Genomic DNA, 21,786 nt, shown 5'->3' with positions numbered 1-21,786 from the left:
TTACCTAACAAGCCCGGGGGAGAGTGTGAGCAGTGTGAGTACAGAGGCCTACGAGGTCTACCGCGACGACTGGGGCATTCCGCACCTGCGCGCCGACGACCCCCTGCGCCTCTCCTACGCCCAGGGCCGCGTCACCGCCCTCGACCGGGCCTGGCAGCTCGAGGTCGAGCGGCACCGCGCCCAGGGCTCCAGCGCCTCGTTCCTCGGCGCCGACTGCATCACCTGGGACCGCTTCGCCCGCCAGGCCCGCCTCGACGACACCGCCCGGCGCTGCCACGAGGCCCTCGACCCCGAGACCGCCGCCTGGCTGCGCGCCTACGTCGACGGGGTCAACTCCGGGCTCGCCGAGGGCGCCGCCCGGGACGAGCGCTTCGCGCGCACCGGTCACACCCCCGCCCCCTGGGAGCCCTGGGTCCCGCTGTCCGTCTGGACCGCCACGCACGTCCTCTTCGCGGGGTTCGCCACCAAGCTCTGGCGCCAGCGCGTCGCCCGCGTCCTCGGCGACGACGCCGCCACCCTCTTCGCGACCGACGGCCCCGGAACCGCCGGCAGCAACGGCTGGCTGGTCCCGGGCGACCGGACCGCCACCGGCGCGGCGATCATCGCGGGCGACCCGCACCGGTTCATCGAGGACCCGGGCGTCTACCAGCAGATCCGCCTCTCCTGCCCCGAGTACGACGTCCTCGGCCTGGCCGTCCCCGGCGTACCCGGGCTCGCCCACTTCGGCCACACCGGCAGCGCCGCCTGGGCCATCACCAACGCCATGGCCGACTACCAGGACCTCTACGCCGAGCGGCTGCGCCCCACCGCCGACGGCCTGGAGGCGCTGGGACCCGACGGCGCCTGGGAGCCGGTCGCCCGCCACACCGAGACCCTCTCCGTGGCCGGGGCCGCCGACGTCGAGGTGGAGGTGCTGGAGACCCGGCGCGGCCCGGTCGTCATCCGCACGGGCAGCGACGGCACCCGCCCCGACGACGGCCTCGTCCCCGACGGCGCCGACGCGCTCTCCCTGCGCTACCCCCCGCGCGTCCGCCGCGACCTCGGCTTCGCCGCGCTGCCCGCCCTGCTCCGCGCCCGCACGGTCGCCGACGTCGACCGCGCCCTCGACGGCTGGGCCGAGCCCGTCAACGTCGTCCACGCCGCCGACTCCCGAGGCGGCCTCCTGCACCGGGTCGCGGGGGCCGTGCCGCTGCGCGACGCCGCCAACCGGCTCCGGCCGGTGCCCGCCTGGGACGCCCGCCACGCCTGGCAGGGCTGGGCGGCGACCCCCGCCGAGCCGGTGCAGGGCTTCGCCGTCATGGCGAACGCGCGGGGGATCGCGTCCCCGCTCGGCGTGGAGTTCGCACCCCCGCACCGGGCCGACCGGATCCGCGAGCTGCTCAGCGGCTCGGCGGACTGGACCCCGCAGGCGATGGCCGGCGTACACGGCGACACGTACCTGGGCTCCGCCGGACCGCTGCTCGCGCTGCTGCCCGCCCTCCGGGACCTCTCCCCCGCCGCCGGCCGGCTCCGAGAGCGGCTCCTCGCCTGGGACCGGCGCATGGACGCCGACAGCACCGACGCCGCCGTCTTCGCGTCCTTCCGGAGCGCGACCGTACGCCGCCTCGCCGGCGACCGCGTCTTCGCGGACCTCGCTCCGGCCCCCGGCGGCCCGGAGGTCTTCCACCCCTGGCTGTACCTCCTGCCGCGGGTGGGCTACGCCCTCGAAGGCCTGCTGACCACCAGCCTCCTCCCCGGCCTCGACCGCGCCGCGCACGTCCGCGCCGCCCTGGAGGAGACGGCCGCGGCCGACGCCCCCGAGACCGCCTGGTCGCAGCTCCACGTCCTCACCCCCTGGTCGGCGCTGCCGGACCCGGAGGCCGGGTGGCCGGGCCTGGGCGGCGACCACGACTGCGTCAACGCCACCTCCTCCGTCCCCGGCGTCACCGACCGCGCCGCCCGCGCCTCCGCCGCCCGCTACGTGTGGGACCTGGGCCGCCGCGAGGACAGCCTCTGGGTGGTCCCGCTGGGCGCCGACGGCGTCGCCGGCTCCCCGCACCACCGCGACCAGCTCCCCCTGTGGGCGCGCTGCGAACTCGTACCCGTCGTCACCGACTGGGCCCGCCTCACCAAGGACCGCACATGATCCCCGCCCCCGGCTCCGCCCCCGCCCGCACGCCCGTCCACACCCGGCACGTCGAGGGCTTCGGCACCGTCACCATCACCCCCGTCGACCCCGCCGCCGACTCCGCGCTGATCCACAGCTGGGTCACCGAGGAGCGGGCGCGCTTCTGGGGCATGGGCGGCGCCGACCGCGCACTGGTCCAGGAGGTCTACGAGGACGTCGACCGCCGTACCACCCACCACGCGTTCATGGTCGCCCGCGACGGCGAGCGGGTCGCGCTGTTCCAGACGTACGACTGCGCCGAGGACCGGGTCGGCGCGTGCTATGAGGTCCGGCCCGGGGACGTCGGCGTGCACCTGCTGATCGGTCCGAGCCGCGGCGGGGTCCGGCACGGCTTCACCGGGGCATTGATGACGGTCTTCATCGGCTTCGTGTTCTCCGACCCGGCAGCCCGCCGCGTCGTCGCCGAGCCGGACGCCCGCAACGCCAAGGCCGTCGGCCTGCTGGAGCGGACCGGCTTCGTGCTCGGCCCGGAGGTCGAACTGCCGGAGATCGACCTGCCGGAGGTACAGCTCCCCGCGAAGCGGGCCCGCCTGGCCTTCCTCAGCGCGCCGGCGGCGGCCCGCTGACGGACGCGGTGATCGCTACCGGAGGGCGTCCGCGCCGGGCACGACGAGCCCGAACAGGTCGGTGACCGTGGTCAGCGCGGCGGCCTGGAGGGCCGCCGCGGGCACCACGGCGCCGTCCGGCGCGGCCAGGGCGCGGGTCGCGGTGGCCTCGGCCACCACGGTGGGCCGGTAGCCGAGGGTGAAGGCCCCCTCGGCGGTGGAGGCCACGCACATGTGCGTCATGAAGCCGGCCAGCACCAAGGCCCCGCCGCTGCCGGCCCCGAAGCCCAGCCCGGTCAGCGTCTTCTCCAGCTCGGTGGCGTGGAAGGCGTTCGGGAACCGCTTGACCACCACCGGCTCGCCCTCGGCCGGGGCGACCTCGTCGCTGATGGCGCCGATGCGGGCACGGATGTCGTACGGGGTGCCCTCGCCGCCGTCGTTGACGATGTGGACGACCGGGGCGCCGGCGGCGCGGGCGCGCTCCAGCAGCCCGGCACCGGCCGCGAGGGCCTCTTCGGCGCCGTCCAGGGCCATCACGCCGGTGCGGTACGTGTTCTGGAAGTCGATCATGATCAGGACGCAGTCGCCCAGCCGGGGCGGCCGGCTGTCCAGTCCGCTCAGGTCGCGCAGGGTCGTGGACGCGGTGTGCGTGCTCATGGAGGGGCCTTTCCTACGAGGAACAAAGAGGGATGAAGCGGGCGGCGGGAGGCCTTGGCGAAGCCGGCTCCCCCGCCAGGAAGGGTGCGGGTCAGCCGGTCTGCGTACGGAAACGGCGGCGGTAGGCCGCCGGAGTCGTGGCCAGCTGCCGGCGGAAGGCCCGGTGCAGGGTCTCCGCCGAGCCCAGCCCGGCGGCGGCCGCGACCTGCCCGAGCGGGCTGTCCGTGGTCTCCAGTACGCGCCGGGCCGCCTCGATGCGGGCCGCCTCGACGTAGGCGGCGGGACTGGTACCCGTCTCCTGGGTGAAGACGCGGGCGAAGTGCCGCTCGCTCAGGCACATCCGGGCCGCGAGGGCGGGTGCGGACAGGTCCGCGTCGAGGTGGTCGGCGATCCACAGCCGCAGGTCGTCGATGTCCCGCCGACCCGCCGCGGGCCGGCTCAGCGGCACCGAGAACTGGCTCTGGCCGCCCTGCCGCTTGAGGTACATCACCAGCTGCCGGGCCACCGCCAGCGCGGTCTGCTCGCCCAGGTCCTCCGCGACGAGGGCCAGCGCCAGGTCCAGGCAGGCGCTGATGCCGGCCCCGGTCCACAGCCGGCCGCGGTCGGTGCGCACGAAGATCGGATCGGGGTCGACCGTGACCTCCGGGTGGTCGGCCGCCAGCTGGCCGGCGGTCGACCAGTGGGTGGTCGCCGTCCGCCCGTCCAGCAGCCCCGCGGCCGCCAGCACGTGCGCCCCCACGCACACCGACGCCACCCGCCGGGCGTGCGGGGCGGTCTCGCGCACCCACGCCACGACGGTGTCGTCGATCCGGGCGACGGGGCCGGCGTCGGTCATGTCGACCGCGCCGGGCACCAGCAGGGTGTCCACCCGCTCGCGGACCTCGTCGAAGGTGACGTCCGCGAGCAGCCGCACTCCGGCCGACGTCCGCACCGGACCGGCGACGGGCCCCGCGAGGAGGACCTCGTAACCGGCCCGCCCGCCGGTCTCCCGGTTGGCCAGGGCGAAGACCTCGGCCGGACCGGTGACGTCGAGGAGGTCGACATCGGGGAAGACCGCGATGACGACCCGGTGCGAAGTGGGCATGACCCCATCCTCACGTGGCTCCGCCGTGGCCACCATGACGATTCCCCGTCACATCCGGACACGCCGCACCACCCGCGCCCCCACGGCCCCGCGGGACACGGCGAAGGCCCCGCACCGGGAGACGGTGCGGGGCCTTCGTCAGGAGCGGGGAGGGATCAGCCCTCGACGCCCAGGCGTTCCAGGATGAGCTCCTTGACGCGGGCCGCGTCGGCCTGGCCGCGGGTGGTCTTCATGACCGCGCCGACCAGGGCGCCGACAGCGGCGATCTTGCCGCCGCGGATCTTGTCGGCGATGGCCGCGTTGCCCGCGATGGCCTCGTCCACGGCCGCGCCGAGCGCGCCCTCGTCCGAGACCACCTTCAGGCCGCGCTTGTCGACGACCTCGTCCGGGGTGCCCTCGCCGGCGAGGACGCCCTCGATGACCTGGCGGGCCAGCTTGTCGTTGAGCGAGCCCTCCGCGACGAGCGCCGCGACCCGTGCCACCTGGGCCGGGGTGATCGGCAGCTCGTCGACCGAGACACCCTTCTCGTTGGCGTTGCGGGCCAGCTCGCCCATCCACCACTTGCGGGCGGCGGCCGAGTCGGCGCCCTCCTCGATGGTGGCGACGATGGAGTCCACGGCGCCGGCGTTGAGGATCGACTGCATGTCGTGCTCGGTGACGCCCCACTCCTCGCGGAGGCGGTTGCGGCGCACGCGCGGCATCTCGGGCAGACCGGCGCGCAGCTCCTCGACCCAGGCGCGGGCCGGGGCCACGGGCACCAGGTCCGGCTCCGGGAAGTAGCGGTAGTCCTCGGCGTTGTCCTTGATGCGGCCGGCCGTGGTGGAGCCGTCCTCCTCGTGGAAGTGCCGGGTCTCCTGCACGATCGAGCCGCCGGACGAGAGCACCGCCGCGTGGCGCTGGATCTCGAAGCGGGCCGCGCGCTCGACGGAGCGCAGCGAGTTGACGTTCTTCGTCTCGCTGCGGGTGCCGTACGGCGCCTCGGGCGAGGGGCGCAGCGACAGGTTGACGTCGCAGCGCATCTGGCCCTTGTCCATGCGGGCCTCGGAGACGCCGAGCGCCTTGATGACCTCGCGCAGCTCGGCGACGTACGCCTTGGCGACCTCGGGGGCCCGCTCGCCCGCGCCCTCGATGGGCTTGGTGACGATCTCGATGAGCGGGATGCCGGCGCGGTTGTAGTCCAGCAGGGAGTGGGACGCGCCGTGGATGCGGCCGGTGGCGCCGCCGACGTGCAGCGACTTGCCGGTGTCCTCCTCCATGTGGGCGCGCTCGATCTCCACGCGGAAGACCTCGCCGTCCTCCAGCTGGACGTCCAGGTAGCCGTTGAAGGCGATGGGCTCGTCGTACTGGGAGGTCTGGAAGTTCTTCGGCATGTCCGGATAGAAGTAGTTCTTCCGGGCGAAGCGGCACCACTCGGCGATCTCGCAGTTGAGAGCGAGGCCGATCTTGACGGCGGACTCGACGCCGATCGCGTTGACGACCGGGAGGGAGCCGGGCAGACCGAGGCAGGTCGGGCAGGTCTGCGAGTTGGGCTCGGCGCCCAGCTCGGTGGAACAGCCGCAGAACATCTTGGTCTTGGTGCCGAGCTCGACATGGACCTCGAGGCCCATGACGGGGTCGTACGACGCGAGGGCGTCCTCGTACGACAGCAGTTCGGTGAAGGTGGTCACGGTGAAACTTCCCTCTCAGCCCAGCAGGACGTCGTCGTCGCCGAGGCGCTTCAGCTCGCGGTACAGGATCGCGAGGCCGGTGACGATGGCGGCGGCGGACACAACGGCGTCGACCAGCTTCAGCGTGTCGTTCTCGGTGCGGGCCTTCCTGGCCTGCTTGATCACGCTGATGGCACCGAACGCGGTGGTGCCGATCGACAGGTACGTGCCGGACTTGGACTTCTTGAAGCCCTTGGCCTTGGACAGTGCACTGGAACTCACAGCGACGGAGCCTCCTCGAGCAGCGGGTGACCCCAGCGCGCGGTGAAGGCGGCCTCGACGGCGGCACCGACCTTGTACAGCCGGTCGTCCTTCATCGCCGGGGCGATGATCTGCAGTCCGACCGGCAGGCCGTCCTCCGGTGCCAGGCCGCACGGCAGCGACATGGCGGAGTTGCCGGCCAGGTTGGTCGGGATGGTGCACAGGTCCGCGAGGTACATCGCCAGCGGGTCGTCGGTGCGCTCACCGATCGCGAAGGCGGTGGTCGGGGTGGTCGGGGAGACGATCACGTCGACCTGCTCGAAGGACTTCTCGAAGTCCTTCCTGATGAGCGTGCGGACCTTCTGGGCGGAGCCGTAGTACGCGTCGTAGTAACCGGAGCTGAGCGCGTACGTGCCGAGGATGATGCGGCGCTTGACCTCGTCGCCGAAGCCCGCCTCGCGGGTCAGGGCGGTGACGTCCTCGGCGGACTTCGTGCCGTCGTCGCCGACGCGCAGGCCGTAGCGCATGGCGTCGAAGCGGGCCAGGTTCGAGGAGGCCTCGGACGGCGCGATCAGGTAGTAGGCGGCCATGGCGAGGTCGAAGGACGGGCAGTCCAGCTCGACGATCTCGGCGCCGAGCTCCTTGAGCAGCTCCACCGACTCGTTGAAGCGCTGGATGACACCGGCCTGGTAGCCCTCGCCGGCGAACTGCTTGACCACACCGACGCGCATGCCGGCCACGGAGCCGTTGCGGGCGGCCTCGACGACCGGCGGGACCGGGGCGTCGATGGATGTGGAGTCGAGCGGGTCGTGGCCGGCGATGACCTCGTGCAGGAGGGCCGCGTCCAGGACCGTACGGGCGCACGGGCCGCCCTGGTCCAGGGAGGAGGAGAAGGCCACCATGCCGTAGCGGGAGACACCGCCGTACGTGGGCTTCACGCCGACGGTGCCGGTGACGGCGGCGGGCTGGCGGATGGAGCCGCCGGTGTCGGTGCCGATGGCGAGCGGGGCCTGGAAGGCGGCCAGCGCGGCCGCGGAACCGCCGCCGGAGCCGCCGGGGATCCGGGTGAGGTCCCAGGGGTTGCCGGTGGGGCCGAAGGCGCTGTTCTCGGTGGAGGACCCCATGGCGAACTCGTCCATGTTGGTCTTGCCGAGGATGACGACGCCGGCTTCCTTGAGCTTGCGCGTCACGGTGGCGTCATAGGGCGGGATCCAGCCCTCGAGGATCTTCGAACCGACGGTGGTCGGGACCCCGGTGGTGGTGAAGATGTCCTTGAGGGCGAGCGGGACGCCGGCCAGCGGGCCGAGCTCCTCGCCGCGCTCGCGCTTGGCGTCCACGGCGCGGGCCTGCTCGAGTGCGCCCTCGCGGTCGACGTGCAGGAAGGCGTTGACCTTCTCGTCCGTCGCCTCGATGCGCGCGAGGTGGGCCTCGGTGACCTCGACGGCCGTGAGCTCGCCGGAGGCGATCTTCTCGGCGGTCTCGGCGGCCGTGAGCTTGATGATGTGGGTGTCGGCCATGGTGATTAGTCCTCCCCCAGGATCTGCGGCACCTTGAAACGCTGCTGCTCCTGGGCGGGAGCACCGGAAAGCGCCTGCTCGGGGGTGAGCGAGGGACGGACCTCGTCCGCGCGCATGACGTTCGTCAGCGGCAGCGGGTGGGAGGTCGGCGGGACGTCTTGGTCGGCGACCTCGGAAACGCGGGCGACCGCGCCGATGATGTCGTCGAGCTGTCCTGCGAAGTGGTCGAGCTCTTCGCTCTTCAGCTCCAGACGTGCCAGCCGAGCGAGGTGGGCGACCTCCTCGCGCGTGATGCCAGGCATGCAGCGATCCTCTGGGGGTGGTGAGTGTGTAGGTTTCGGCCCCAATCCTATGGGGCCGGGCCCCCGACCCGTTAAACGGTTTGCCGCCGCCCCCTTCCGCGGCCGGGCCGCACCACCGCGCGCCGGCCGCTTCCCGCCGCCCCGTCCGCCTACGGGGCCGGGGTGTCGGAGGTGGCGGCGGCGGTGGAGGAGGCCGCGGCGGCGAGTTCCGCCGTGATGTCGGCCGGTCGGCGCCAGCCGCGCTCGCCGCGGGCCAGGAGCCAGGCGGTGGCCTCCTGCGGGGGCATGGCGGCGGCGACCAGCCAGCCCTGCACGGCGTCGCAGCCGAGGTCGCGCAGGCGCTCCCAGGTCTCGTCGTCCTCGACGCCCTCGGCGACGACCAGCAGGCCCAGGGAGTGGGCGAGGTCGACCGTGCAGCGGACGATCTCCGCGTCCTGGGCGTCGACGGCCAGCCGCGCCACGAACGAGCGGTCGATCTTCAGCTCGCTCACCGGGAGCCGCCGCAGGTGCACCAGGGAGGAGTAGCCGGTGCCGAAGTCGTCCAGGGACATCTTGACTCCGTGGCCGGTCAGCCCGGCCATGGTGTCGGCCGCCCGCTGCGGGTCCTCCAGCAGGACGTGTTCCGTTATCTCCAACTGGAGGCCGCTCGCCGGGACGCCGTGCCGGGCGAGCCGCGCCGCGACGGCTCCGGCGAAGCCCGGGGTGTGGACGTCGCGCGGCGAGACGTTGACGGCGACGGGGACCTTCAGGCCCTGCGCCCGCCACCGGGCGACCTGGGCGAGGGCGGTCTCCAGGACGTACTCCGTCAGGTGCGGCATCAGCCCGGAGGTCTCGGCGATCGCGATGAACTCGTCCGGGGAGACCCGGCCCCGCTCGGGGTGCACCCAGCGGACCAGCGCCTCCAGGCCCGCGACCTGCCCGTCGAAGCGGACCTTGGGCTGGTAGTGGAGTTCCACCTCGCCGGCGTCCAGGGCCCGGCGCAGGTCGCCGAGGAGGCCGAGCCGGTCGGGGGTGTTGCTGTCGCGCTTGGACTCGTAGACCTCCACGCCCGTCCGGTCGCGCTTGGCCTGGTACATGGCCACGTCGGCCCGGCGCAGCAGCCCTTCGGCGTCCAGCGCGTGGTCGGGGAAGACGGCGAGCCCGGCGCTGGCCTCCAGGACCAGGGTGAGGCCGTCGAGGTCCAGCGGGGAGCTGAGCTCGGCGACCAGGTTGCGGGCCACCCGCTGGGCGCTGGTGGTGGAGTCGGTGGTGGGCAGCAGTACGGCGAACTCGTCGCCGCCGAGCCGGGCCGCCTCCGCCTCGGCCGGGAGCGCCTGGCGCAGCCGCTCGGCGATCTGGAGCAGCAGCCGGTCCCCGGCGAGGTGGCCCAGCGTGTCGTTGACGGCGCGGAAGCGGTCCAGGTCGATGAGCACGAGGGCCGACCGGGTGCCCAGGCGTTCGGCCTCGTCCAGCGCGGACCAGGCCCGCTCCAGCAGCCACTGCCGGTTCGGCAGCCCGGTCAGCGGGTCGCGCAGCTGCTCCTCGGCGCGGGCACGGGCGATCCACAGGGTCGAGTCGAGGGCGATGAGCGGTACGGCGAACAGCGGCAGCAGCACCGGCTGGGTGCTGGCCACCACGCAGATGAGCGGGGCGATGCCGAGCAGGGCCCCGGCGACCAGGGCCTGGCGCAGCAGGGCCGTACGGGCGACGGTGGGCAGCCCGCCGCCGCGCGGGGCGAGGGCGAACCACAACAGGATCCGGGTGACCAGCAGGTAGGAGAGGGCGACGAGGACCACCTCGGGGGCCGCCGCGAGGTCCCAGTCCATCGGCAGCCACGGCCTCTCGACGCTCGGCGCGTCACCGAAGGCGGCCAGGACGAGGGCCCCCGCGCCGATGCCGAGGATGTCGACGGAGCCGTGCAGCAGGCCCTGCCGCCAGCGCTGCCGGCGCGCGGCCCCGACGAGGGACACCACGGCCAGGGAGACGAGTCCGGCGGGGATCCATCCGTAGAGGATGAGCACCCCGAGGGTGAGCGCGGCACCGGATCCGGTGCCGCCCCACCAGCGGTCGCGGCCCAGGGCGACCAGGTGGCCGACGATGATGCCGGTGAGCAGGGCGAGCGCCCACCCCACCGGGCCGCCGGGGAACAGCGCCTGACGGTCGGTCAGCGCCGAGGCGATGCCGGCGGCGAGCACCACGGCGGAGAGGCACACGAGCGCGAGGGGCAGCACGGTGCGCCGTCCCTGCCGGCCCGGTCCGCCCGCTCCCTGCTCCAGGGCGCGGGTCTCCGGTGTCCTGGCACCCAGGACACCCAGCCGGCCCGCCCGTACGGGCGGGATCTCCCCGCCGAATTCAGGTGACGGGTCGGCGCTTTCGGTGGGTTTCATGCCCGTCCCTCTCACAGCCGGCGATGCCGATGTCGCGCGATGGCCCCGGTGTCACGCCATCACGGCTGAAAGCGCATCAGGCAGCCGCGCACGACAGGGGCACCCCACAACAGTAGGACGCGAGTGGCTCCCAGGGGCAGCGGTCGGCGGTGGTTGCCCGAATGCGGACCAGCCATCCTCATCAGTACGGTATCCGCCGAACGGGTGAGTTTGGACCAGGACCCCTCCGTCACCCGTCCGATGATCCGACAGCTCACCGCCCCTCGACCAGCCTTGTACCAGCCGTTCACCACCGGACACCGCGCCCGGCGTGCGCCCGCCCGTACGGCCGCACGCCACGCATCCGTTCCCCCGCGGAGCCGTACCCGGGGAGTTCCGGACGGGTCCGCTACTGCTCCTGCGCGGGGCCGCCCTCCAGCGGGAGCGCCGCCTCGCGCGCCGCGTCGGGCCCCTGCTCGAGCAGCACCGCGAAGCCGGCGTCGTCGAGGATCGACAGCTTCAGCTGCACGGCCTTGTCGTACTTGGAGCCGGGATTGTCGCCGACGACGACGAAGGAGGTCTTCTTCGACACCGAGCCGGTGACCTTGGCCCCGCGGCTCTGCAGGGCCTCCTTGGCCCCGTCCCGGGTGTGGTTCTGCAGGGTGCCGGTGACGACCACGGTCAGCCCTTCCAGCGGGCGCGGCCCCTCCTCCTCGGCGGAACCTTCCTCCTCCATCCGGACACCGGCCGCCCGCCACTTGCGCAGGATCTCCTGGTGCCAGTCGACGGCGAACCACTCCTTGAGGGAGGCGGCGATGATCGCGCCGACGCCCTCGGTGGCCGTCAGCTCCTCGAGGGTGGCCTGCTCGATGCGCTCGATCGAGCGGAACTCGCGGGCGAGCGCCTCCGCGGCGACCGGGCCGACGTGCCGGATCGACAGGCCGTTGATGATGCGGGCGAGCGGGCGGCTCTTGGCGGCCGCGATGTTCTCCAGCATGGCCAGGGCGTTCTTCTTCGGCTCGCCCTTCTGGTTGGCGAAGACCCTGACGATCTTCTCCTCGCCGGTCTTCGGGTCCCGCTTGGGCAGGCCGCTGTCCGCGTCCAGGACGTACGCCTTGATGGGCAGCAGCTGCTCGATGGTGAGGTCGAAGAGGTCGCCCTCGTCCAGCAGCGGCGGCTCGGCGGGCTCCAGCGGGCCGGTCAGCGCCGCCGCGGCCACGATGCCGAAGTTCTCGATGTCCAGGCTCTGGCGGCCGGCCAGGTAGTAGAGCCGCTCGCGCAGCTGGGCGGGACAGGTCTGCCCGTTGGGGCACCGGACGTCGATGTCCCCCTCCTTCATCGGGCGCAGCTCCGTCCCGCAGACGGGGCACTGGGCGGGCATGACGAACTCGCGCTCGGTGCCGTCCCGCAGGTCCACCACCGGGCCGAGGATCTCGGGGATGACGTCGCCCGCCTTGCGCAGGACGACGGTGTCCCCGATGAGCACGCCCTTGGCCTTGACGACCTCCTGGTTGTGCAGGGTCGCGAACTCGACCTCGGAGCCGGCCACCGTCACCGGCTCCACCTGGGCGTACGGGGTCACGCGCCCGGTGCGCCCGACGCCGACCTTGATGTCGATCAGCTTGGTGTTGACCTCTTCGGGTGCGTACTTCCATGCGATGGCCCAGCGCGGGGCGCGGGCCGTGGAGCCCAGGCGGCCCTGGAGGGCGATCTCGTCCAGCTTGACGACGACGCCGTCGATCTCGTGCTCCACCGAGTGGCGGTTCTCGCCGAAGTGGGCGATGAACTCGCGCACCTCGGCCAGCGAGGAGACGACCCTGTTGTGCCGGGCGGTGGGCAGGCCCCACTCGCGCAGCAGCTCGTACGCCTGCGACTGGCGCTCGATCTCGAGGCCCTGGCGGGCCCCGATGCCGTGCACCACCATGTGCAGCGGGCGGGTCGCGGTGACCTTCGGGTCCTTCTGGCGCAGCGATCCGGCCGCGGCGTTGCGCGGGTTGGCGAAGGGCTTGCCCTGGGCCTCCACGAGCCGGGCGTTGAGCTCCTCGAACTTCTCCATCGGGAAGTACACCTCGCCGCGGATCTCGACCAGGGCCGGGACCCGGTCGCCGCGCAGGCGGTCCGGGATCTCGGCGATGGTGCGGACGTTGGGCGTGATGTCCTCGCCGGTGCGGCCGTCGCCGCGGGTGGCGGCGCGGGTGAGGCGGCCGTTCTCGTAGGTGAGGTTGACGGCGAGGCCGTCCACCTTGAGCTCGCACAGGTAGTGGTAGTCCGGGGTGTTCACGTCCCGGGCCACCCGGTCGGCCCAGGCGGACAGCTCCTCGTCGTCGAAGGCGTTGTCGAGGGAGAGCATCCGCTCGCGGTGCTGGACGGAGGCGAAGTCGGTCTCGTACGCCCCGGCCACCTTCTGGGTGGGCGAATCGGGCGTGCGCAGCTCCGGGTACTGCTCCTCCAGGGCCTCCAGCGAGCGCAGCAGCTGGTCGAACTCGGCGTCGCTGACGACCGGCGCGTCGTTCACGTAGTACCGGAAGCGGTGCTCCTCGACCTGCTCGGCGAGCAGCTGGTGCTGCTCGCGCGCCGCCGTCGGTACTGCCGTGTCCTGCTGTTCGGCTGCCATGCCGTGTCCTCCCGTGGCCCGTCCTCGACCGTCACTCAGGGTTGTCGGCGAGCGACCTCGCCGCCCTGACGCAATGGGCCTGCACCGCGCGGGCGTACGCGGGCGAGGCGCCCGCCAGACCGCACGAGGGGGTGACCACGACGGACTCGGCGAGAGCCCCCGGAGCCAGCCCCAGCCTGCGCCAAAGCTTCCTGACACCCATGACGCTACCGCCCGGGTCCGACAACGGGACGTCGGTGCCCGGCACCACTCCGGCGAAGAGTTTCAGGCCGTCTTCGACGGCTTCGCCGATGGTGTCGTCCTCGCGCTCGGTGAGCAGGGAGAAATCGAACGAGACGCCCGTGGCGCCGGCCCGGCGCAGCAGCGCGAAGGGCACCTCGGGCGCGCAGGAGTGCACGACGACCTCCCCCTGGTGCACGGCGAACAGGTCGCGCAGGGTGCTCTCGACGACCTGCCGGTCGACGGCCCGGTAGGTGCGGTAGCCGCTGGCCGAGCGGACCCGGCCGAGCAGGACGGCGGTGAGCGAGGGCTCGTCGTACTGGAGGACGATCTCGGCGCCGGGGACGCGCTTGCGTACGTCGGCCAGGTGGTCGCGCAGGCCCTCCGCGAGGGATCCGGCCAGGTCGCGGCAGGCTCCGGGGTCCTGGAGCACGGCCTCGCCGCCGTGCAGTTCGAGCGCGGTGGCCAGCGTCCACGGGCCGACGGCCTGGACCTTCAGCTTGCCCGTGTAGCCCTGGGTGAACTCCTCCAGGGCGTCGAGGTCCTCCCCCAGCCAGGACCGGGCGCGCCGGGTGTCCCGGCCGGGCCGGTCGCTGATCCGCCAGCCGCTGGGCTCGACGTGGGCGTACAGGTCGACGAGCAGCCCCAGGGAGCGGCCGATCATGTCCGCGCCCGGCCCGCGGGCGGGCAGCTCGGGCAGGTACGGGAACTCCTCGAAGGAGCCGGTGACGGTCTTGGCGGCCTCGCGGGCGTCGCCGCCCGGCAGGGAGCCGACCCCGGTGGCGCCCGCGGTCATCGGCCGGGCCTGACGGACAGGTCGTTGACCTCGGCGTCGCGTGGCAGGTCGACGGCCATGACGATGGTCGTCGCCACGGACTCGGGGTCGATCCAGGCGGCGGGGTCGTACTCCTTGCCCTCCTGGGAGTGCACCTTGGCCTGCATGGGGCTGGCGGTGCGGCCCGGGTAGACGGAGGTCACGCGTACGCCGTTGCCCTTCTCCTCCTCGCGCAGCGAGTCGGCGAGGGCCTTGAGGCCGTGCTTGGAGGCGGCGTAGGCGCTCCACTCGGCGTGGGCGTGGAGCCCGGCGCCGGAGTTCACGAAGACGACGGTGGCCTTGGAGGCCCGCAGGGTGGGCAGCAGCAGCCGGGTGACCTCGGCGGGGGCGATGAGGTTGACGTTGAGCTGCTGGTGCCAGGTCTTGGGGCGGAGGTCGCCGACGGGTCCGAGGTCGACGATCCCGGCGATGTGCAGCAGGGAGTCGATCCGTTCGGGCACCGGCTGCTTGGAGAACGCCCACGACAGCCGGTCGGGGTCCGCGAGGTCGCCCACGAGCGTCCGCGCGCCCGGGTAGCGCTCCACGAGCTGCCGGGCGCGGGCGGCGTCGCGGGCGAGGAGGACGAGGTCGTCGCCGCGGGCGTGCAGGCGGGCGGCGACGGCGGCGCCGATGCCGGAGCCGGCGCCGGTGATCAGGTGAGTAGCCATACGGCCCATGCTCGCATCCGCTCCGGCCCCGCGGCCGCCACGGTCCGCGGCTCCCGGCGGGCGGTTCAGGCCCCGGCGGCCCCGCGCAGGGATCCGGCGGTCCCCCGGGCGTCGTAGTCGGCGGGGACGCCCTCGACCAGGAGGGTCTCGCCCGGGATGTGACGGGTGCGCAGCGGGAGGATGGCCTGGTAGGCGGGTGAGGCGTACCAGGCGCGGGCGCTCTCCATGTCGGGGAAGCCGATGACGACGACCGTGCCGGGGAAGGGGCCTTCGAGGACCTCGACCTCCTTGCCGTGGACGAGGAAGCGGCCGCCGAAGGGGTCCATGGTGGCCTGGATCTCCTCGATGTAACGGAGGACGTCCTCGTTGATCGTGGGCCGGCGCAGGTGGGCGATGGCGTACGCGGTCATGGTGGTCTCCCTGGTCGCGGGCCGGGTGGTTCCGGCTCCTGCACCCAGGCTGTCAGCGGGCGTCGGCGGTGGCGATTACCTCCGGGGTCATGGTGTGCGGGCCGAAGGTGCGGCGGTAGGCGATCGGGGAGACGCCGAAGGCGGTCCGCATGTGCTGGCGCAGGGAGTTGGCGGAGCCGAAGCCGGCGCGGTGCGCGACGAGGTCGACGGGCAGGTCGCTGGACTCCAACAGCTGGCGGGCGATTTCCAGGCGCTGCCCGGTGAGCCACTGCACGGGGGTCATGCCGACCTCGTCGCGGAAGCGCCGGGTGAAGGTGCGCTGGCTCATCCGGGCGTGCGCGGCGAGCTCGCCCAGGGTGATCGGCTCGGCGAGGCGTTCCAGGGCCCAGGCGCGGGTGGCGGTGGTGGTGGCGACGGTGGGGGCGGGGACGGGGCGGTCGATGTACTGGGCCTGCCCGCCGTCGCGCCAGGGCGGTACGACGCACATGCGGGCGGCCCGGTTGGCGACGGCCGTCCCGTGGTCGCGGCGGATCAGGTGCAGGCACAGGTCGACCCCGGCGGCGACGCCGGCGGAGGTCAGGACGTCGCCGTCGTCGACGAAGAGGACCTCCTCGTCGACCTGGACGCGGGGGTAGGCCCGGCGGAACTCGGGGGCCAGGTTCCAGTGGGTGGTGGCGGGGCGGCCGTCGAGGAGTCCGGCGGCGGCGAGCACGTAGGAGCCGGTGCAGATGGAGACGAGGCGGGTGCCGGGGCGGATCCCGGCGATGGCCGCGGTGACCTCGGGGGGCAGGGGCCCGCCGCGGGCCAGCTCGGGCATGGCGTGGGTGGGCGGGAGGATGACGGTGTCGGCGGCGGCCAGGGCCTCCGGCCCGGCGGCGGGCTGGACGGTGAAGCCGGCGTCGCTGAGGACGGGGCGGCCGTCGGCGGTGCAGACGGTGACCTCGTACAGGGGCTGCCCGGCCCCGTCCACTGCGCTGCCGAAGACGCGGGAGGGAATGCCCAGCTCGAAGGGGGGCACGCCCGGCAGTGCCAGCACCGCGACCCGGTGGGTCCGCCGGCCGGCCCCGGCCTCCGCCGTCGAATTCCGTGCGCTGTCCATGGCCAGATCCTGTCACACCCTGGCCATCCGGCCAATACCACGGCGTCCTGCGATGCCCGAGTGTGGGACGTGTCGCCGGGGAGGACCCGGTATCGGACGGAAATCCATGGAATGAGGAAGACAGACATGCGTGCGATCGTCGTGAACGGATGGGGCGGCCCCGAGACCCTGGTCGAGCGGGAGATCGAGCGGCCGGAGCCGGGCCTCAACGAGATCCTGGTACGCGTCCACGCGGCCGGCGTGAACCCCGTCGACTGGAAGACCCGGGCCAGCGGCGCCCTGATCGCCTGGGGCGAGACCCCGATCGTGGGCTGGGACGTCTCCGGCACCGTCGAGGCGGTCGGCCCGGGCGTGACCCTCTACGCCCCCGGCGACGAGGTGTACGGAATGCCGGGCTTCCCGCGGCAGGCGGGCGGCTACGCGGAGTACGTGGTGGGCGCGGCCCGGCACTTCGCCCGCAAGCCCGCCTCCCTCGACCACGTGCAGGCGGCCGCACTGCCGCTGGCGGCGCTGACCGCCTGGCAGGCGCTGGTGGACACGGCCGGTGTCACGCCCGGGCAGCGGGTGCTGATCCACGCGGCGGCGGGCGGCGTCGGCCACCTCGCGGTGCAGATCGCCAAGGCGCGCGGGGCGTACGTGATCGGCACGGCGAGCGCGGCCAAGCACGAGCTGCTGCGCGAACTGGGGGCGGACGAGCTGATCGACTACCGGTCGGCCGACTTCACCGAGGCGGTCTCGGACGTCGACGTGGTGATCGACTCCCTCGGCGGGGACAACGGGCAGCACTCGCTGAAGGTGCTCAAGCCCGGCGGGCACCTGGTGACGCTGCCCTCCCCGGACGACGTGCCGGCGGACGCGGAGGGCGTCCACACCGGCTGGACGCTGGTCGAGCCCGACTTCCGGGGCCTGGCGGAGATCGCGGCCCTGGTGGAGGAGGGCAGGCTGAGGCCCGTCATCGACACGGTCCTGCCGCTGGCGCAGGCCGCGCAGGCCCACGAGATCGGCGAGCGGGGCCGCACCACCGGCAAGATCGTGCTGACGGTCCGCTAGGCGGTGGCCGTGGCCGCCGCCCGGGTGGTGGTGGCGATGGTGGCGGAGCCGACCACGCGGGTGTCGTCGTAGAGGACGATCGCCTGGCCGGGCGCCACGCCGCGGACCGGCTCGGTGAAGGTGACGCGCAGCTCGCCGTCCACGACCTCGGCGAAGACCTCGGTCTCGCCGCCGTGGGCGCGCAGCTGCGCGGTGTAGGTGCCGGGGGCGGCGGGCGTGGAGCCGCACCAGCGGGGGCGGATCGCGGTGAGCGCGGTGACGTCGAGGGCCTCGACCGGGCCGACGGTGACGGTGTTGTCCACCGGGGAGATGTCGAGGACGTAGCGGGGCTTGCCGTCGGGGGCCGGGTGGCCGATGCGCAGGCCCTTGCGCTGGCCGATGGTGAACCCGTACGCACCCTCGTGGGTGCCGACCTTCTCACCGGTGGCCGCGTCGACGATGTCGCCCTCGGCCTTGCCGAGGCGCCGGGCGAGGAAGCCCTGGGTGTCGCCGTCGGCGATGAAGCAGATGTCGTGGCTGTCGGGCTTCTTCGCGACGGCCAGGCCCCGCCGCTCGGCCTCGGCGCGGATCTCGTCCTTGGTGGTGATCGTGTCGCCGAGCGGGAAGAGGGCGTGCGCGAGCTGCTTCTCGTCGAGGACGCCGAGGACGTAGGACTGGTCCTTGGCCATGTCGGAGGCGCGGTGCAGCTCGCGGGAGCCGTCGGCGTTCTCGACGATGGTGGCGTAGTGGCCGGTGCAGACGGCGTCGAAGCCGAGGGCGAGGGCCTTGTCGAGCAGCGCCGCGAACTTGATCTTCTCGTTGCAGCGCAGGCAGGGGTTCGGGGTGCGCCCGGCCTCGTACTCGGCGACGAAGTCCTCGACGACGTCCTCGCGGAAGCGGTCGGCGAGGTCCCAGCAGTAGAAGGGGATGCCGATGACGTCGGCCGCGCGGCGGGCGTCGCGGGAGTCCTCGATGGTGCAGCAGCCGCGGGCGCCGGTCCGGAAGGACTGGGGGTTCGCGGAGAGCGCCAGATGGACCCCGGTGACGTCGTGCCCGGCTTCGACCGCGCGGGCAGCGGCGACGGCGGAGTCCACACCGCCCGACATGGCGGCCAGGACGCGGAGGGGGCGGGCGGTGCGCGGCAGGTTCTCAGTCATAGCACCGTCCAGGGTACGGGGAACCGGGCGGGGTCACGGCGCGTTGTCGGCTGTGGGGGGTGGATCACATGGCGGAGCAGGTGGAGAAGGGGCGGCGCCGGACCCGGCGGGCGGTGCTGCTGGGCGGGCTGGGGCTCCTGGCGGCGGCGGGGGTCACGGCCCGGGAGGAGATCGGCCGGGCCTGGTGGCTGCTGCCCGGGGTGTCCAAGCCGCGTAAGGAGGGGGAGATCGACTACGCGGGCGCGGGCTGGACAGCGGCCTCGCCGGCGAACTGGCGGCTCGCGGACCGGCCCGACGACTACCGGGTGGACCGGATCGTGGTCCATGTCACGCAGGGCGGCTTCGCGTCCTCGGTGGACGCGTTCAAGAACCCGTGGCACAAGGCGTCGGCGCACTACATCGTGCGCCAGGACGGCCATGTGGAGCAGATGGTGCGCGAGCTGGACGTGGCCTTCCACGCGGCGAGCCGCTCGATGAACGAGCGCAGCGTCGGGATAGAGCACGAGGGCTTCGTCGACCGGCCCCGGGACTTCACGGACGCCATGTACGCGGCCTCGGCCCGGCTGGCCGCCGACGTCTGCCGGAGGTACGGCATACCGGTGGACCGCAAGCACATCCTCGGCCACAACGAGGTCCCGGGCGCCGACCACACGGACCCGGGCCCCCACTGGGACTGGGACCGCTACATCGCGCTGGTGCGGGCGCAGCTCCCCGGGTGAGGGGCTCCGGCGAGGCGGCACCGGCGTTCGTGCTGCCGCGGGGGGCGACGGGCTTCTTCCGGCCGGAGCACGGCCCGCTGCCCGAGACGGGCCTGCCTGCCTTCCGCGCCGCCCTGCACGCCGCAGCCCGGGCGGCCGGAGGCACGGTGGGCGGCGTGGAGGCGCGGGCGTACCCCCGGAGCTTTCACAGCGCGTCCGTGACGGGCGGGGCGGGGCCGAGCGTCGTCCTGTGCCACGCGCACCATCCCTGGATCGCCTTCGCGGCTCAGCTCCGGGACTGGTACCGGGACGAGTTCCTCACACCGCCGCCCTGGTCCCAGGCCTTCGTGCACGCGGGGTTCGCGGTCCTGGCCGCCGAGACGCTGACCGCGCCCCTGTCCGAAGTGGACACCTCGGTGCTCTCGCCGTCCGAGTGGCGCCAGGTCCGCGCCTACGGCATCGACACCCTGGGCGGTCTGCTGTTCAACTCCTGGGACTGAAGGGCCGCCTGCGGATCCCGTCAGGGGGACACCGCGGCCCGCCACGTCCAGGAGGTGCGGCGCGGCCGGCCGGCCAGCGCGCCCCGGCCCGTGCACCACAGGAGGACGCGGACCGGGTCGCCCGGCGGGGCGTCGGGGAAGAGGCGGCTGATCACCGCGGCGCACATCGGTGCCGGTGGCAGCCACCGCACCCCCAGCCCCTGCGTGATGTCATGGGTGTGCAGGAGGACCTCCGCGACACCCATCGCCGCGAACCCCGTCGCGTCGGTCGGCCCCCAGTGCCAGGCCCGTATGCCCGGCCCCGCCGTGGCCAGTGCGCTGCCGAGCAGGCCTCCTCCGGCCGTGACCACCTGGAGCACCTCGCGCGGTGCGGCGCCCGTCCGCACGACCAGGTCGAAGGGCAGGTAGGCATCGGTGGGGCGGGCGGCCACCTGCCCGGCGTAGGCCAGCAGGTCGTGCGCGACGTGGGCGGCCGTCGTCCAGCAGCTCCACTCCAGCGAACCCGCCGGCACGCTCCAGTCCTCGGTGGTGTGCGGGCCGAGGACCCGCGTCATCTCGGCGACGGCTGTCTCGACGTCCCGGTGGTCCATGCGGCGCATCCCGAGAGGGTACTGCCGGGACGTCGTGTCCGCCCGTGGCGGATCTGCCGGGGGCAGAGGAACGGCGTCCGGGGGGCTCCCGGGGTCAAGAGTGGAGTCGACGGCATCCCGCCCCGACAAGGAGAAGAGATGACTCCCCTCACCATGCTCGCGCCCCGCGCGGAGGAGGGCGGCACACCGCCCGGCCGCTTCGACGACCATCTCGCGGCACGGCTGCTCGACCAGCGGATCGTCGTCCTCGGCACCCAGGTCGACGAGGTGTCCGCCAACCGCGTGTGCGCGCAGCTGCTGCTGTTGTCGGCGGAGGACCCGCGCTCCGACATCGCCCTGTACGTCAACAGCCCCGGCGGATCGGTCACCGCAGGTCTCGCCATCTACGACACGATGCGGCTCATCCCCAACGACGTGTCGACGCTGGCGATGGGGTTCGCCGCCAGCATGGGCCAGTTCCTGCTCACCGTGGGGACGCCCGGCAAGCGGTACGCCCTGCCGAACGCGCGGATCATGATGCACCAGCCCTCGGCGGGCATCGGCGGCACCGCCGCGGACGTCGAGATCCAGGCGGAGAACCTGCGGTTCATCAAGAGGGCCGTCGAGCGGATCATCGCCGAGCACACCGGGCAGAGCGAGGAGACGATCGCGCGGGACGGCGACCGGGACCGCTGGTTCACGGCCGAACAGGCCAGGGAGTACGGGATGGTGGACCGGGTGGTGGAGTCGCTCGCCGACATCCGCCCGGCCACGCCGCGCCGACGGACGGGGCTGTGACATGGGGTCGTACACGGTTCCCTACGTGACCGAGCGCACCGCGCAGGGCGAGCGGTCCTACGACGTCTTCAGCCGGCTGCTGAACGAGCGGGTCATCTTCCTCGGCACCGAGATCGACGACGGGGTCGCCAACGTGGTCATCGCGCAGCTCCTGCACCTGGAGTCGGCGAACCCGGAGCAGGAGATCGCCATCTATCTCAACTCGCCCGGCGGATCGTTCACTTCGCTGATGGCGATCTACGACACGATGACCTTCATCCAGGCGCCCGTCTCCACCTTCTGCGTGGGTCAGGCGGCATCGACGGCGGCGGTGCTGCTGGCCGGCGGGGATCCCGGGCGACGGTTCGTGCTCCGGCACGCGCGGGTGCTGCTCGGCCAGCCGGCCAGCGGCGGCCGGCAGGGGACGGTCTCCGACCTCAGCCTCGCGGCCGAGGAGATGGTCCGCATCCGCTCACAGGTGGAGGAGGTCCTGTCCCGGCACACGCACCACGACGTGGTGACGCTGCGCGCGGACATGGACCGGGAGAAGGTGTTCACCGCCGAGGAGGCCGTTGCCTACGGGCTCGCCGACGAGGTGCTGAGCCGGCGGTTCGGGTTCGCCTGACCCGGCCCTGCCGTGGCCGGGGGCCGGCGAGCCGGCCGGTACGGCGGGGGCGCGCCCCGTCGTACCGGCCGTCGTCCCGGTCC

At 73.5% G+C, this 21,786-nt stretch carries 21 protein-coding genes; 7 read left to right on the top strand and 14 right to left on the bottom strand.

Annotation, left to right across the window (positions count from 1 at the left end):
- Positions 1-34: 34 nt before the first annotated feature.
- Positions 35-2,125 carry a penicillin acylase family protein gene (locus ACZ501_RS09940; RefSeq protein ID WP_468793736.1) on the top strand — a complete coding sequence of 697 codons (2,091 nt, stop codon included), beginning with the start codon at positions 35-37 and terminating at the stop codon, positions 2,123-2,125.
- Entirely contained in the window at positions 2,122-2,733 is a 612-nt protein-coding gene (locus ACZ501_RS09935; protein ID WP_468793733.1) for a GNAT family N-acetyltransferase, read from the top strand. Before ACZ501_RS09940 ends, ACZ501_RS09935 begins: the two co-directional genes overlap by 4 nt.
- 15 nt (positions 2,734-2,748) lie before the next feature.
- Here the strand turns inward: ACZ501_RS09935 and ACZ501_RS09930 are convergent, their stop codons facing one another.
- From ACZ501_RS09930 to ACZ501_RS09875, 12 genes are all read right to left on the bottom strand, one after another.
- The gene (locus ACZ501_RS09930) at positions 2,749-3,369 is read right to left on the bottom strand and encodes an isochorismatase family protein (protein WP_361599064.1); all 621 of its coding nucleotides are present in this window, start codon (positions 3,367-3,369) and stop codon (positions 2,749-2,751) included.
- A gap of 91 nt (positions 3,370-3,460) precedes the next feature.
- The gene (locus ACZ501_RS09925) at positions 3,461-4,453 is read right to left on the bottom strand and encodes a GlxA family transcriptional regulator (RefSeq protein WP_468793730.1); all 993 of its coding nucleotides are present in this window, start codon (positions 4,451-4,453) and stop codon (positions 3,461-3,463) included.
- 155 nt (positions 4,454-4,608) lie between these two features.
- Complete coding sequence (gene gatB / locus ACZ501_RS09920; RefSeq protein WP_361599070.1) at positions 4,609-6,120, bottom strand: Asp-tRNA(Asn)/Glu-tRNA(Gln) amidotransferase subunit GatB; 1,512 nt, start codon at positions 6,118-6,120, stop codon at positions 4,609-4,611.
- 15 nt (positions 6,121-6,135) lie between these two features.
- Positions 6,136-6,381: a hypothetical protein gene (locus ACZ501_RS09915; RefSeq protein ID WP_030295076.1), complete on the bottom strand. Its 246-nt coding sequence runs from the start codon at positions 6,379-6,381 to the stop codon at positions 6,136-6,138.
- Complete coding sequence (gatA, locus tag ACZ501_RS09910) at positions 6,378-7,877, bottom strand: Asp-tRNA(Asn)/Glu-tRNA(Gln) amidotransferase subunit GatA (protein ID WP_468793727.1); 1,500 nt, start codon at positions 7,875-7,877, stop codon at positions 6,378-6,380. Before gatA ends, ACZ501_RS09915 begins: the two co-directional genes overlap by 4 nt.
- A 5-nt stretch (positions 7,878-7,882) precedes the next feature.
- The gene (gene gatC / locus ACZ501_RS09905) at positions 7,883-8,179 is read right to left on the bottom strand and encodes an Asp-tRNA(Asn)/Glu-tRNA(Gln) amidotransferase subunit GatC (protein ID WP_007266718.1); all 297 of its coding nucleotides are present in this window, start codon (positions 8,177-8,179) and stop codon (positions 7,883-7,885) included.
- A 149-nt stretch (positions 8,180-8,328) separates the two neighbouring features.
- Positions 8,329-10,545 (bottom strand): putative bifunctional diguanylate cyclase/phosphodiesterase, encoded by a 2,217-nt coding sequence (locus ACZ501_RS09900; protein WP_361599078.1) that lies wholly within the window; start codon positions 10,543-10,545, stop codon positions 8,329-8,331.
- Positions 10,546-10,933: 388 nt separating this feature from the next.
- On the bottom strand, positions 10,934-13,138 hold the full coding sequence (gene ligA, locus ACZ501_RS09895; RefSeq protein ID WP_361599081.1) for an NAD-dependent DNA ligase LigA: 2,205 nt from the start codon (positions 13,136-13,138) through the stop codon (positions 10,934-10,936).
- 31 nt (positions 13,139-13,169) lie between these two features.
- A complete protein-coding gene (locus ACZ501_RS09890) occupies positions 13,170-14,153 on the bottom strand; it encodes a methionine synthase (protein WP_468793723.1) in 984 nt (327 codons plus the stop codon).
- On the bottom strand, positions 14,150-14,839 hold the full coding sequence (locus ACZ501_RS09885) for an SDR family oxidoreductase (RefSeq protein WP_361599087.1): 690 nt from the start codon (positions 14,837-14,839) through the stop codon (positions 14,150-14,152). Before ACZ501_RS09885 ends, ACZ501_RS09890 begins: the two co-directional genes overlap by 4 nt.
- A 65-nt stretch (positions 14,840-14,904) precedes the next feature.
- Entirely contained in the window at positions 14,905-15,249 is a 345-nt protein-coding gene (locus ACZ501_RS09880; protein WP_468793720.1) for a DUF1330 domain-containing protein, read from the bottom strand.
- A 52-nt stretch (positions 15,250-15,301) separates the two neighbouring features.
- On the bottom strand, positions 15,302-16,348 hold the full coding sequence (locus tag ACZ501_RS09875; protein ID WP_468793717.1) for a GlxA family transcriptional regulator: 1,047 nt from the start codon (positions 16,346-16,348) through the stop codon (positions 15,302-15,304).
- A 126-nt stretch (positions 16,349-16,474) separates the two neighbouring features.
- On the opposite strand from ACZ501_RS09875, the gene ACZ501_RS09870 reads away from it, so the two are divergent.
- Positions 16,475-17,398 carry an NADP-dependent oxidoreductase gene (locus ACZ501_RS09870; protein ID WP_362455858.1) on the top strand — a complete coding sequence of 308 codons (924 nt, stop codon included), beginning with the start codon at positions 16,475-16,477 and terminating at the stop codon, positions 17,396-17,398.
- Here ACZ501_RS09870 and mnmA read toward each other — a convergent pair.
- Entirely contained in the window at positions 17,395-18,534 is a 1,140-nt protein-coding gene (gene mnmA, locus ACZ501_RS09865) for a tRNA 2-thiouridine(34) synthase MnmA (protein WP_468793714.1), read from the bottom strand. The two genes, ACZ501_RS09870 and mnmA, sit on opposite strands and share 4 nt — an antisense overlap.
- 68 nt (positions 18,535-18,602) lie before the next feature.
- Between mnmA and ACZ501_RS09860 the strand changes: the two genes are divergently transcribed.
- Together ACZ501_RS09860 and ACZ501_RS09855 are read left to right on the top strand one after the other, a co-directional pair.
- Positions 18,603-19,253 (top strand): N-acetylmuramoyl-L-alanine amidase, encoded by a 651-nt coding sequence (locus ACZ501_RS09860; protein ID WP_361599102.1) that lies wholly within the window; start codon positions 18,603-18,605, stop codon positions 19,251-19,253.
- Entirely contained in the window at positions 19,250-19,732 is a 483-nt protein-coding gene (locus ACZ501_RS09855) for a hypothetical protein (protein ID WP_468793711.1), read from the top strand. The genes ACZ501_RS09860 and ACZ501_RS09855 overlap by 4 nt, the downstream gene beginning before the upstream one ends.
- A 20-nt stretch (positions 19,733-19,752) precedes the next feature.
- Here ACZ501_RS09855 and ACZ501_RS09850 read toward each other — a convergent pair whose 3' ends face one another.
- A complete protein-coding gene (locus ACZ501_RS09850) occupies positions 19,753-20,331 on the bottom strand; it encodes a hypothetical protein (protein WP_468793708.1) in 579 nt (192 codons plus the stop codon).
- A gap of 129 nt (positions 20,332-20,460) precedes the next feature.
- On the opposite strand from ACZ501_RS09850, the gene ACZ501_RS09845 reads away from it, so the two are divergent.
- Both ACZ501_RS09845 and ACZ501_RS09840 read left to right on the top strand, forming a co-directional pair.
- Positions 20,461-21,099, top strand: coding sequence for a ClpP family protease (locus ACZ501_RS09845; protein ID WP_361599110.1), 639 nt, complete (start codon positions 20,461-20,463; stop codon positions 21,097-21,099).
- Between the two features lies 1 nt (position 21,100).
- Positions 21,101-21,703, top strand: a complete 603-nt coding sequence (locus ACZ501_RS09840) for a ClpP family protease (protein WP_468793705.1) — start codon at positions 21,101-21,103, stop codon at positions 21,701-21,703.
- Positions 21,704-21,786 lie beyond the last annotated feature (83 nt).

Source organism: Streptomyces sp. NPDC034085 (assembly GCF_055575555.1).
This window is presented reverse-complemented; position numbering and strand designations above follow the sequence as displayed.